Raw genomic sequence first — 12,766 nt, 5'->3', positions numbered from 1 at the left:
TCCTCGTCTGATATTATCGATCTATTTGTCTAACACTGGTAAATGTCATCGAACGATTCAAGTGGTAATTATCTGAAAAATAAATAGAATCGTAAGTACAACACTTTTTTACCAAATTCACGAAGACGGAGGAATGAACAAATGAGAACGTCAGTGAACGTGATGGGGATACAAACGAAAAATATAATGGAGCGCATTTCCATAACATTAAAAGCGGTGCTAAAGACAGGAAAAGAGAATAAAAAAGTACAACTGATTGAAAAAGAGGAGGGAATCGAATTACCGAGAGTCATCTCAGCGCAAGAGCCAGTCTTTGAGGACAAGCGACTGATGGAGGAAATTCCAGAGCCGAATTGGAATGAGGCCGTGATCGTCCCACCGAATGGATTGGTGGATCGAACGCGAGAAAGTCCACTAGTAAAAAAATATCGAAAAACACACAACTGGAAGCGGCAAGTCTTCATCAAGCAAGCTTACCAGCTGAGAGCAAGCGAAGCTCGGCGCTCACATCTCTATCTAGTTACTGCACCACAGGCGGAAAATAAACAACCACATGAAATCCGAGACCTGAGATCCTCGCCATCACCACCGGTGGCAACGTGACAAAGTGTAACGGCGAAGTCCCTTTTCTAAACGTGACATGCTGCCGTATTTGCGCATCGGGCAAATTACGTTACAATAAAACATAGCTTACGTAAAGAGAAGGTGATTCGCAACATGGCATTAATCGATATTGCGGACATCAAGCAAGAGATGTCTAGCATGGCTAAGCGTTTAGCGGATATTAGGGGGTCTCTTTGACCTCCCAGTAAAACAGGAACGAATCGGTGAACTGGAAGAGCGTATGCTGGCACCCGATTTTTGGGATGACAATGATGCAGCGCAGAAGACAATCAGTGAGCTGAATGCAATCAAAAGCCTCGTAGAGACGATGGCCAAACTGGATTCCCAGTATGAGGATCTCCAGTTAATGCTTGAGCTCGTCATCGAAGAAGGGGATTCGTCCCTCATCCAAGATCTGTATGACAGTACGCAGGAGCTGCGGAAGTCATTTGAGAGCTTTGAGCTGGAATTGCTTCTGAGTGATGAATACGACAAAAACAACGCGATTCTGGAGCTGCATCCGGGAGCGGGTGGTACAGAGTCCCAGGATTGGGCGTCCATGCTTTTGCGTATGTATACACGTTGGGGGGATGCCAAGGGCTTCAAGGTTGAAACGTTGGACTATTTGCCTGGCGATGAAGCCGGTGTAAAAAGTGTTACTCTCCTCATTAAGGGTTACAATGCGTATGGCTACCTCAAATCAGAAAAAGGGGTTCATCGTCTTGTGCGGATATCTCCGTTTGATGCCTCTGGACGTCGACACACTTCGTTTGTGTCTTGCAACGTCCTGCCGGAGATCGAAGACGATAATGTGGTAGACATACGTACGGAAGACTTGAAAATTGATACGTATCGTTCCAGTGGTGCGGGTGGTCAGCATATCAATACGACTGACTCCGCTGTACGGATTACTCACTTGCCTTCCGGAATTGTGGTGACGTGTCAAACAGAACGCTCCCAGATTAAAAACCGAGAGCGTGCGATGAAGATGCTGACGGCACGACTGTTTGAGAAAAAACGGGAAGAACAAGAGAAAACGTTGGCCGCTATTCAAGGTGAACAAAAAGATATTGCATGGGGCAGCCAAATTCGTTCCTATGTCTTCCACCCATACAGTCTGGTAAAAGACCATCGGACGAATATGGATGTAGGAAACGTTCAAGCCGTCATGGATGGTGAAATTGATTCGTTTATCGATGCCTATCTGCGCGCGCAGATTAATCGTTAAACGAAACAGAAGGCTTCAAGGCTTTGGGTAATGAAATCGATACGGTGGTTCCTTTGCCAACATCACTGGCGATGTCGATTGTTCCACCGTGATCGCGAATAATTTTCGAGCTTACCATTAATCCAAGGCCAGTTCCTGTTTCTTTGGTACTATAAAAAAGCTCTCCTAATCGGGGAAGTAGCTCTGCGGGGATGCCTTGTCCTTGATCGTTGATTCGGATGATAACATCGCAAGAGCGCTCTACAACCTTGATTGTGAGATTTCCACCTAACGGCATGGCTTCCATGCCGTTTTTTATGATGTTAATGAAGACTTGCTTGATTTGATATTCCTCACACAAAATGAGGGACGTGACCTGAGGAAAATCAGTGAGAATGGATACATTTTTAAGAAGTGCTTGTGGTTCCAAAAGCTTAATAACAGACGAAAGCAATGGCAATAAGCCGTTGGGAGCAAATCGCAATGCTTGCGGCTTCGCCATTATCAAAAGCTCACTGGTAATCGAAGTAATCCGGTCGATTTCAGATCGCATAATTTGCAAGTATTGCTGATTGGCGAACTCGTCCCCTTCCATGAGTTGAATGAACCCTTTCAAGGCCGTAAGAGGATTGCGAATTTCATGTGCGATTCCCGCGGCAAGCTCTCCTAGAACAGACAGCTTGTCTGAATAACGAAGCAATTCCTCTGACTGCCGACGTTCTGTAATATCACGAGCCACAAAAACCGTGCTGATGATATGACCATTTGCACCAATGTCGGGTGTACCTTTCACATCGAACAGCAACATCCTACCGTCTGGGTGAAGGTAATGGTACTCGGCGTCGAGTGTGATTTTCTGCTTCATCATTTGAGCAAAATCGTTGTTGGCTTTGGTTACTTGCTCAGGATGAATCAAGATCGAAAAGTGCTGCTTAATCACTTGATCAATCGTGAGACCGCTAACCGCCTGAACAGAAGGGGAAGCGTAAGTGATCATTCCGTCGACATCGACAATTAAAATCAAGTCCATAATGTTTTCGGATATGAACCGAAAATTTTCTTGCATTTGGTGCAGAGCTTTTTCCATCTTCTTTTGCTGCGTGATGTTTTTGGCGATGGAATAGCGACTGACGATTTCGCCGTTGTGAAAAATAGGAAAGCTGGAAGCGATAACATCCACAATCTGCCCGTTTTTATGGAGCAACTGATAATGCATATTTTTTCTGATTCCTGCATGGAGGATTTGTAGTTGTTTCGTACGGTCGAGATCTTCTGTAGAAGTGAGAATTTCCCAAATTTGCATGCGCAGCAATTCTTGAGAGGTATATCCTATCAATGCTTCACCAGCGGCGTTTACTCCTGTGAATTTGCCTTCCATGTCGAACATGAAAACAGCATCAGGATTGTTGTGGAATAGAGAAGTATATAACTGTATCTGCGTGTCCATACCTATCCGCCTCTCTGTTGCTACTCGCTACCTTTGAATCGTTCGCTGTAGAAAGGAAAAATCCTACCAGACAAAAGTCTGTATTCATAATTATGTTATACTTCATGAAAGAACAGGCTCATGAAAAAGGAGAGAAACCGTCATGTTGTATGCCGCATTTTTGCCAATCGTGAATCAAGAGCTGAATGCTCAAGTAAGACCTGCGCATCTTACGTATATCAATGATTTGTACAAGCAGGGAAAAGTGTTCATGGCAGGACCCTTTACAGATAAGCTTGGCGGATTGGTTATTTACAAAGCGGACTCTCTGGAAGAAGCTCGCCAATTGGCTGAGGCTGATCCAGTTGTTGTGGAAGGCGCACGGACGTTGGAGTTACGTGAATGGAGTCCGTTGGAATTTCCTCTGTCCTAAATAGTTGTCTCAAGAATGAGAAACGGTAGTCGGAGGCATACTTAGCGAAGAAATCCGAATAAAGGAGGGAACAGCCTTGAAACGTATTCCACTCGTTTTGACAGCGGCTGTACTCGCATTCTCGCTAAGTGCCTGTGGTACCAGCAAGCAAACACAGCCGCCAGCACAACAACCAGCGACAGAAACGCCGGCAGCTGAAAAACCTGCAACAGAAACACCTTCGACAACGCCATCTGGCAGCTATGATGCAGCAACGGCAGAAACCATGTTCAAAAATACCTGTGCAGGCTGCCACGGACAGACGTTGGAAGGGGCAGTTGGACCGAACTTGCAAAAGATCGGCAGTCAGTTGAACAAGGAACAGATCATGGGCATTTTGGAAAAAGGAAAAGGATCAATGCCTCCAGGCCTCGTCAAAGGAAAAGATGCAGAAAACATCGCTGCATGGTTAGCAGACAAAAAGTAAACAGGGCAACAGACCAGCGCTTGAGCAATCGGGCGCTTTTTTCTTTGGACTTAAAAAAGTTTTTCTGTTGTATTCTAAATGGATTTTTATTATTATTCATGTATAAAAATACGGTAAAGAATAAAGGGGAGAGAGCATGGTTCGGGTCGGGATTGTTGGAGCAACGGGTTATGGTGGCGCGGAGTTGATCCGTCTTTTGGCTGGGCATCCGCATGTTGAGATTGCCAATTTATATTCAAGTTCATCAGAAGGAGAAAGCTTGGAAAAATCGTTTCCACATGCAGCTGGGCTCGGGTTGCCCACATTGTCACCGATTGATGCAGACAGCATGAGCGGCGTGAACGATTTGATCTTCCTCGCTACACCTGCGGGAGTAAGTAGCGGGCTATCCCCGAAGCTGGTCGAAAAAGGCGTGAAGGTCATTGATTTATCCGGGGATTTTCGCCTAGAAAACGGCGCGATCTACAAAACGTGGTACAAACATGAGCCGGCCCCATCCCAATGGGTAGAAGCAGCGGTTTACGGTTTAACCGAGTGGAATCAAGAGCAAGTGGCGGGTGCCAGTCTTATCGCGAATCCAGGCTGCTATCCCACTGCTACGCTCCTCGCCTTGCTTCCGCTGGTGAAGACAGGCTGGGTACAGCCTAACAGTTGGATCGTCGATGCCAAGTCAGGAGTGTCCGGCGCTGGACGTGGAGTATCACTCGGTGTTCATTACAGCGAGACCAATGAAAGCATTCATGCTTATAAAGTTGCGAATCATCAGCATACACCAGAGATTGAACAGGAGCTGCAAAAACTGAGCGGGGAAGAGACGCTTGTTCAATTTACGCCGCATCTGGTGCCGATGACCCGAGGGATTTTAGTCACGGCTTACGGACAACTTACGACTGATGTGACACAATCACAAATTCAGGAGCTATACGAGGCTGCTTATGCGGATAAGCCTTTTGTGCGCGTACGCCCTGCAGGCAGTCATCCACATACCAAAGAAGTGTATGGTTCCAATTACTGCGATATCGCCATCCATGTCGATCAGCGCACGAAGCGTGTCATCTTACTGTCGGTAATCGATAACATGATGAAGGGCGCAGCCGGTCAAGCCGTACAAAACATGAATATCATGTTTGATTTGCCTGAGAAAACGGGTTTGCCGCTCGTACCAGTATTCCCGTAGAGGAGGAGAGCAGATGCAAGGAATTGTCGTGATCAAATGTGGCGGAAGCACCATGGATCAGCTACCTGACTCCTTCTTCCAGGCGATTGCTGGACTGCAGGCGCAAGGGCAAGAGATCGTCATCGTCCATGGGGGCGGACCTGCCATTAACAGTATGCTCGATCGAGTTCAGATCACTCCGCAATTTGTCGATGGGCTTCGTGTTACGTGCGAGGATACGCTGCGTGTTGTAGAGATGGTCTTGTGCGGCAGTATCAACAAGGCACTAGTAAAAAGGTTGACGCAGGCAGGAGCCAAGGCTTGGGGAGTAAGCGGCATCGATGGTCAGACCCTTTTGGCAACAAAAACGCCAAAGCCACTCGGGTGGGTAGGAGAAATCAAGAAGGCGGATACGACCATTCCGAAAGCGATTCTTGGGCAGGGATACGTCCCGGTGATTGCTCCCCTTTCCGTCAGTGAAGATGGCACAGAGACATTTAACGTCAACGCTGATGTAGCCGCAGGAGCGATTGCAGCAGCACTCAGCGCTGAAAAACTGATCATGGTGACAGACGTTCCGGGCATCATGCAGCCACAGCCAGACGGAACCAAGGCAGTAGTGCCAGCCACAAGTGCAGAAGAGATACAGGAAATGATTCGGGCAGAGATTATTACTGGTGGAATGATTCCGAAGGTTCAGGCAGCTCTCGACGCTCTCGGACAGGGAGTGGAGCAAGTTGTCATCTGCCGGGGAACCGCTGATGATCTGCTCGGTGTTTGTGCGGGGCAGGCAGTTGGGACAACCGTTCGTATGAATGTCAATTACACCCAATGAGGAGGGAAATGAATATGCATACAACATCAGCTCCTGTGCATCTCATGAATAACTATGCGAGATGGCCAATCAGTTTGGTAAAAGGACAAGGAAACCAGGTGTGGGATGATCAAGGCAAGCAATATCTCGATTTTACCTCAGGAATTGCCGTGACTTCGTTAGGACATGTCCCGCCAAAAGTAACGGCAAAGCTGCACGAACAGCTCGATACATTGTGGCATTGCTCGAATCTGGTGCATGTTCCTCAGCAAGAGATTTTGGCGGAAAAGCTGAGCCGACTGTCGGGACTGGATCAGGCTTTTTTCTGCAACAGTGGAGCGGAGGCGAATGAAGGCTTGATCAAGCTCGCTCGCCGCTATGCACAAAAAGTAAAAGGGACCAATCGTTACGAGATCATTACCTTTGAACAATCTTTTCATGGACGGACATTGGCTACCCTGACGGCTACTGGACAGGAAAAGGTGAAGGACGGATTCGCACCATTGCCGCAGGGCTTTGTCACCGTTCCTTACAACGACCTTGATGCAGTCAAGTCAGCCATTACAGACAAGACATGCGCGATCATGCTGGAGCTGGTTCAGGGAGAAGGTGGCGTACATCCCGCAGAAGAGGCGTGGGTGAAGGCGCTGCGTGAATTGTGCGATACGCACGGATTGCTCCTGTTAATCGATGAGATACAGACTGGGATTGGTCGCACGGGTACATGGTTTGCCTTCCAACAATATGACGTAAAGCCGGATGCGATTTCATTGGCAAAAGGATTGGGTAGTGGTTTCCCGATTGGAGCAGTAGTCGCGACCAAGGAAGTAGCAGAAGCATTTGCTCCGGGTACGCATGGTACTACTTTTGGCGGGAATCCATTGGCAGCAACTGCTGGAATCGCGACGCTTACGACGATGGAAGAAGAGCAGATTTTAGAGCGGGTAGCCCATATCCATGACGTATTGATCAAAGAGCTGGAGAAGCTCAAGGCAGAACATCCAGATAAAGTGGTTACAGTTCGGGGAAAAGGACTGCTTCTCGGTGTGGAGCTAACGATTCCTGCTGGTGAGTTGGTAGCGTATGCACGCGAAAAAGGAGTCATTCTGCTGATGGCTGGCCCACAAGTAGTGAGACTCCTGCCTTCTTTTGTGACGACAGATGATGAAGTAAAGCAGGCAATTGCTGTATTAAGCGAAGCGCTGTCCCAGGTGTAGAAGAAAAAAGCATGAAATGCAACGAGTGGAAGTGATCAAAAAACTCGTTGCATTTTTATAACGCGAAATGTATATTAATACAAAAGGTTGCATAAATTTTCGATAAGAGCGATCAGGCCGGTGCCCATTGGAGAGGAGTGGCTTCATAGATGGATAGAGAGAATCAATCGTTAGGAACAGGATTTCTAACGCTGGAGAGCGGTGAGGTTTTTACAGGGAAGCTGTATGGCGCCCCCATTAACGGATTCGGAGAAGTGGTTTTTCATACAGGAATGACGGGATACCAAGAGGTGATGACTGACCCTTCTTTTGCAGGGCAAATCGTTACCTTCACATATCCCTTGATCGGAAACTACGGGATCAACGAAAAGGATTATGAGGCAGCAAAGCCTGCGTTGACAGGGATGATTGTCAGCGAGCTATGCACGGAGCCGAGCCATTACGAATCAAACATGACTTTGGCCCAAGCGGCTGAAGCATTTGGATTCCCGATCCTTGCAGGGATTGATACCCGAACGATTACAAAGCGCGTCCGTCAAAACGGCACCGTATTCGGTGTCATTTCCGATCAGCCTATGCAGGTGGAGGAAGTTGTGTCCCTGCGTTACAAACACGCCAAGAAATCATTAGTTGCCAACGTATCCAGACAACAGGTAGAGCGGTATCCGGGAACAGGCGAACATGTCGTCTTGATTGACCTCGGCATGAAGCAATCGATTTTGGATGCACTTCTCCAACAGGGCTGCCGTGTCACGGTCGTTCCATTTGATACGAGTTTTGCCCAAATCAATGCGCTCGTACCAGACGGCTTATTGTTTTCCAATGGACCTGGCGATCCGGAGCACTTGCTTGCGTATTGCAGCGAATGGCGCAAAGCCGTGGAGCAGTACCCGACATTGGGCATCTGCTTGGGGCATCAAGTTTTGGCGTTGATGTACGGCGGCAAGACAGAAAAGCTCGCATATGGTCATCGCGGTAGCAATCATCCTGTCAAGGATCTGATGACTGGCAAAGTATACATGAGTTCACAAAATCACGGGTACGTAGTCAAGGAAGAGTCTCTGGATAAACGCCAACTGACCGTTTCTTATCGCAACGTGAACGATAGCTCGGTCGAAGGACTGCGTCACGTCAGTCTGCCTGTGTTCAGTGTGCAGTTCCATCCGGAAGCACATCCGGGCCCTAGTGATACATCCCACATTTTCCACCAATTCTTGCAGTCGATGCGCGTAGTAGGAGCGAAGAGATATGCCTAAATTGCCACACATTCATAAAGTATTGGTCATCGGTTCTGGCCCGATCGTCATCGGGCAGGCAGCGGAATTTGATTATGCAGGTGCACAGGCTTGCCTTTCCCTGAAAGAAGCTGGTGTGCAGGTCGTGCTGGTGAATAACAATCCGGCAACGATCATGACAGACGAACAAGTAGCGGACAAAGTATATCTGGAGCCGCTCACGGTGGAATCCGTGACAGCTATTATCGCAAAAGAGCGTCCCGATGGCCTCTTGCCTACGTTAGGCGGCCAAACGGGACTTAATCTTGCTGTTTCGCTGGCAGAAGCGGGCGTGCTGGAAAAGTACAGTGTACAGCTGTTGGGTACACCGCTGGCTGCCATTCAAAACGGGGAAGACCGTGAGCTGTTCAAGCAATTGATGCAACAAATCGGAGAGCCTGTCCCAGAGAGCGATACCGTCGAATCTGTAGAAGCCGCGATTGAGTTTGCGAACTCTATCGGCTATCCAGTTATTGTGCGTCCTGCTTATACGCTCGGAGGAGCAGGTGGCGGGATCGCGGGGGATGAAGCGGTCTTGCGAAAGGTTGCAGCCGGTGGTATTGCAGCTAGCCCAATCGGTCAGGTATTGATTGAGCGCAGTGTAAAAGGCTGGAAAGAGATTGAATACGAGGTCATGCGGGACGCAAATGATACCTGCATAATCGTGTGCAATATGGAAAATTTGGACCCGGTAGGTATTCATACGGGAGACAGCATTGTCGTCGCGCCATCTCAGACGCTGACAGATCGCCAGTACCAAATGCTGCGCAGTGTATCAACCAAAGTGATTCGTTCTCTTGGGGTAGTAGGCGGTTGCAATATACAATTTGCGCTTGATCCGAATTCCGATCGGTATGTGCTGATCGAAGTAAATCCTCGTGTAAGTCGTTCAAGTGCGTTGGCGTCCAAAGCAACAGGCTATCCAATCGCGCGGATCGCCGCCAAGCTCGCATTGGGCTACGGACTGGATGAGGTACTCAATCCAATTACGGGCTATACGTACGCTAGTTTTGAACCAGCGTTGGACTACATCGTTGTCAAAATTCCACGCTTCCCGTTTGACAAATTCCCGCTGGCAGACCGCAAGCTGGGGACACAAATGAAAGCGACTGGCGAAGTCATGTCGATCGCCCGCAATCTGGAAGCAGGACTTTTGAAGGCAGTTCGTTCTCTGGAACAGGGCTGCACGCATTTGACTCGACCGGAGCTTGCATCTTGGACACGTGAGGAGCTTGCCCATTCCTTGCAGGAAGCGACTGATATCAGACTGTTTGTTTTTGCCGAGGCGATCCGTAAAGGCTTTACCGAAAGTGAGCTGCACAGTCTGACTGGTGTCGATCCGTTTTTCTTGCGGAGCTTGCGTAAAATCGTGGACTTGGAAGTAGAGCTGTCATGCCACGATAGGAAAACACTGACCCCAGAGCTGCTGTTGGAAGCAAAGCGTCGCGGGTTTGCCGATGAAACCATCGCTTCACTGGTGGGTGCTACACCTACCCAAATCAAATCACTTCGTCAAGAGTCGGGCATTACGCCAACTTATAAAATCGTGGATACTTGTGCAGCAGAATTCGATGCCCAAACTCCTTACTACTATTCGGATTGGCAAGGAGTAGATGAGGTCGAATCACTCTCTAGCCGCAAAGTACTGGTACTTGGCTCAGGTCCAATTCGTATTGGTCAGGGCATCGAGTTTGACTACTGCTCCGTGCATGCAGCCAAAGCGCTTCAGGCAAGCGGTATTGCGGCTGTCGTTGTAAACAACAACCCAGAGACGGTCAGCACTGACTATGAAACAGCGGACCATCTTTATTTTGAACCGCTTCACGTAGAAGACGTGCTGCATATCGCAGAACGCGAACAGGTTGAGGGCGTCATGGTTCAGTTCGGGGGTCAAACCGCGATCAATCTGGCAGCCAAGCTGGAGCATGCAGGTCTGAAAGTAATGGGCACGTCACTTACAGCCATCGAGCGCGCGGAGGATCGTGAGCTGTTCTACGCCATGCTGCGCAAGCTGGACATTCCTCATATCCCTGGTAAAGGAGTATCGTCCTTGGAGGATGCGACAGCGATAGCGGAGGAAATCGGCTTCCCTGTTTTGATGAGACCTTCGTATGTCATCGGCGGGCAAGGTATGGTAGTTGTCCACAACATCGAAGAGCTGCAAGCTGCCATTCAAGACTGGTTGAACCATCCGGACATGAGCATGTTTTTTCCACTTCTCGTGGATAAATACGTTCCAGGCAAGGAAGCAGAAGTAGATGCGGTATGCGACGGACATTCCGTGATTATCCCAGGGATTTTCCAGCATGTGGAGAGAGCGGGCATCCACTCAGGCGACAGTGTAGCCTTGTTCCCGGCTCCTCAGCTGACGGATGATAGTAAGCACAAGATCGCGAGCTATACAAAAGCAATTGCGAGGGAAATGGAAGCGGTCGGGTTAATCAATATCCAGTTTGTCATTGATGGCGAAACGGTTTATGTACTGGAGGTAAATCCTCGTGCTTCACGGACAGTACCGATTACGAGCAAAGTGACTGGCATCCCGATGGTTCAACTGGCGGTTCGCGCACAATTGGGTGAAAAACTGTCGGAGATGGGCTACGGAACAGGGCTTTTGCCAGAGATTCCTTTTGCAGTCGTCAAGGCGCCAGTCTTCTCCACGATCAAGCTGAACGGCGTAGACCCGGTACTGGGTCCAGAGATGAAATCGACGGGGGAAGTTCTCGGCTTGGGGCGTTCATTTGAAGAAGCAGCAGGCAAGGCTTTTGCTTTCAAGGACAATTTGTACGGCGACTGGCAAAAAGGTCAGTTGGTCATGATTTCTTTGGCAGATGGAGATAAGCAGGACAATGTAAGAGAGTTAATCGGGCAAATGCAAGCAGACGGCGCCAATCTGGCGGCGACCCCAGGAACTGCTGAGTGGCTGACAGCCGAAGGAATTGTCGTAAAGCATGTCGTGGCAGATGAAGCAGCGTGGATCGAGCTGTTGCAAAAGGAAGAAGCGGCTTTCGCTCTCGTTACTGCGACGAAAGGCAACCGTCAGGGCCGGACAGGATTTGCTCTGCGAAGCCGTATGGTACAACAAGGTGTGCCATTGTTCTCCGCTGTCGATACGTTCGAGTTATACGTGAAGTCGATTATGAAGAAAAGAGGTGGCTCGCATGCAGCCAGTGAAGATATTGGAACACTTTCAAAACTTGCCGTTACAAAAGCATAAAGGAAAAGATTTCTTACGCGTCGATGAATTCAACGGAGAAGAATTGATGGAGCTGCTCCATCTGTCTGCTCACGTCAAGCAATTGCAAAAGCTGGGACAGCCATTCCAGCCTTTGCAAGGCAAGACGTTGGGAATGATCTTTGACAAGGCTTCGACCCGTACGCGCGTCTCCTTTGAAGTAGGGATGCATCAGTTGGGCGGCTTGGGGATGTTTATGAGCGGAAAAGAGCTACAGCTCGGGCGCGGTGAGCCGATCAGCGACACAGCAAAAGTTCTCTCCCGGTACGTGGATGCCATCATGATTCGCACCTTTTCCCACTCCTATGTAGAAGAGCTTGCCGAGCACGCGTCGATCCCCATTATCAATGGCTTGACTGATCTGTACCATCCTTGTCAGGCATTGGCTGATCTGCTGACGATCTGGGAGCACAAAGGCAAGTTGAAAGGAGTCAAGCTCGCCTATGTAGGAGACGGCAACAACGTGGCGAACTCACTGGTGCTGGGCGCAGCTCTGCTAGGTCTGGATGTGCGGGTGGCTACTCCGGTTGGCTACGAAATGGATGCAACAATTGTCGCAAAAGCTACAGCATACGCGAAACAAAGCGGCGGCAACATGATGGTAACCACTGATCCGACAGAGGCTGTCATGGGGGCAGATGCTGTATACACGGACGTTTGGACTAGTATGGGTTTTGAAGAAGAAAATGAGGTGCGATTAAAAGCATTTGCCGACTATCAAGTGAACGAAAAATTGGTAGCAGCAGCAGATCGTGATTATCTCTTCTTGCATTGCTTACCAGCACATCGTGGAGAAGAAGTGACAACCGGGGTTATCGACGGATCGCGCTCTGTTATTTTTGATCAGGCTGAAAATAGATTGCACGCACAAAAGGCGATATTGGCAGCGCTGGTGTGAACATAGTTCTAGTTAAATAGAACTAGCTGTAATTAAA

General features: G+C 48.8%; 11 protein-coding genes. 10 read left to right on the top strand and 1 reads right to left on the bottom strand.

Going from position 1 to position 12,766, the window contains the following annotated elements; translation table 11 throughout:
* Positions 1 to 141: 141 nt before the first annotated feature.
* Together ACFYU8_RS15935 and prfB are read left to right on the top strand one after the other, a co-directional pair.
* On the top strand, positions 142 to 603 hold the full coding sequence (locus ACFYU8_RS15935; RefSeq protein WP_390300631.1) for a hypothetical protein: 462 nt from the start codon (positions 142 to 144) through the stop codon (positions 601 to 603).
* Positions 604 to 717: 114 nt separating this feature from the next.
* Positions 718 to 1,831, top strand: a protein-coding gene (gene prfB, locus ACFYU8_RS15930; protein ID WP_390300629.1) for a peptide chain release factor 2 whose coding sequence is annotated in 2 segments (ribosomal slippage) — positions 718 to 798 and positions 800 to 1,831 — 1,113 coding nt in all. Because the reading frame shifts where the segments join, the coding sequence is not laid out codon by codon here.
* Here the strand turns inward: prfB and ACFYU8_RS15925 are convergent.
* Positions 1,821 to 3,257, bottom strand: a complete 1,437-nt coding sequence (locus ACFYU8_RS15925; protein ID WP_390300627.1) for a PAS domain-containing sensor histidine kinase — start codon at positions 3,255 to 3,257, stop codon at positions 1,821 to 1,823. The two genes, prfB and ACFYU8_RS15925, sit on opposite strands and share 11 nt — an antisense overlap.
* Positions 3,258 to 3,399: 142 nt before the next feature.
* Here ACFYU8_RS15925 and ACFYU8_RS15920 point away from each other — a divergent pair, with 142 nt between their 5' ends.
* From ACFYU8_RS15920 to argF, 8 genes are all read left to right on the top strand, one after another.
* The gene (locus ACFYU8_RS15920) at positions 3,400 to 3,669 is read left to right on the top strand and encodes a YciI family protein (protein ID WP_007718215.1); all 270 of its coding nucleotides are present in this window, start codon (positions 3,400 to 3,402) and stop codon (positions 3,667 to 3,669) included.
* A gap of 76 nt (positions 3,670 to 3,745) precedes the next feature.
* Positions 3,746 to 4,135, top strand: coding sequence for a c-type cytochrome (locus ACFYU8_RS15915; RefSeq protein ID WP_390300624.1), 390 nt, complete (start codon positions 3,746 to 3,748; stop codon positions 4,133 to 4,135).
* 136 nt (positions 4,136 to 4,271) lie between these two features.
* Positions 4,272 to 5,312: an N-acetyl-gamma-glutamyl-phosphate reductase gene (gene argC / locus ACFYU8_RS15910; RefSeq protein ID WP_390300622.1), complete on the top strand. Its 1,041-nt coding sequence runs from the start codon at positions 4,272 to 4,274 to the stop codon at positions 5,310 to 5,312.
* 13 nt (positions 5,313 to 5,325) lie between these two features.
* The gene (argB, locus tag ACFYU8_RS15905; protein ID WP_390300620.1) at positions 5,326 to 6,126 is read left to right on the top strand and encodes an acetylglutamate kinase; all 801 of its coding nucleotides are present in this window, start codon (positions 5,326 to 5,328) and stop codon (positions 6,124 to 6,126) included.
* Between the two features lie 14 nt (positions 6,127 to 6,140).
* Positions 6,141 to 7,322 (top strand): aspartate aminotransferase family protein, encoded by a 1,182-nt coding sequence (locus tag ACFYU8_RS15900; RefSeq protein WP_390300618.1) that lies wholly within the window; start codon positions 6,141 to 6,143, stop codon positions 7,320 to 7,322.
* 149 nt (positions 7,323 to 7,471) lie between these two features.
* The gene (locus ACFYU8_RS15895; RefSeq protein WP_390300616.1) at positions 7,472 to 8,578 is read left to right on the top strand and encodes a carbamoyl phosphate synthase small subunit; all 1,107 of its coding nucleotides are present in this window, start codon (positions 7,472 to 7,474) and stop codon (positions 8,576 to 8,578) included.
* Positions 8,571 to 11,813 carry a carbamoyl-phosphate synthase (glutamine-hydrolyzing) large subunit gene (gene carB, locus ACFYU8_RS15890; RefSeq protein WP_390300614.1) on the top strand — a complete coding sequence of 1,081 codons (3,243 nt, stop codon included), beginning with the start codon at positions 8,571 to 8,573 and terminating at the stop codon, positions 11,811 to 11,813. The genes ACFYU8_RS15895 and carB overlap by 8 nt, the downstream gene beginning before the upstream one ends.
* Complete coding sequence (argF, locus tag ACFYU8_RS15885; protein ID WP_390300612.1) at positions 11,758 to 12,729, top strand: ornithine carbamoyltransferase; 972 nt, start codon at positions 11,758 to 11,760, stop codon at positions 12,727 to 12,729. The genes carB and argF overlap by 56 nt, the downstream gene beginning before the upstream one ends.
* The last annotated feature ends 37 nt before the right edge of the window (positions 12,730 to 12,766 follow it).

The sequence above is a fragment of the Brevibacillus sp. NPDC003359 genome, from assembly GCF_042878995.1.
Taxonomy (GTDB): Bacteria; Bacillota; Bacilli; order Brevibacillales; family Brevibacillaceae; genus Brevibacillus.
Note: the sequence above shows the minus strand (reverse complement) of the source record. Positions and strands in the feature narration are given on the sequence as shown.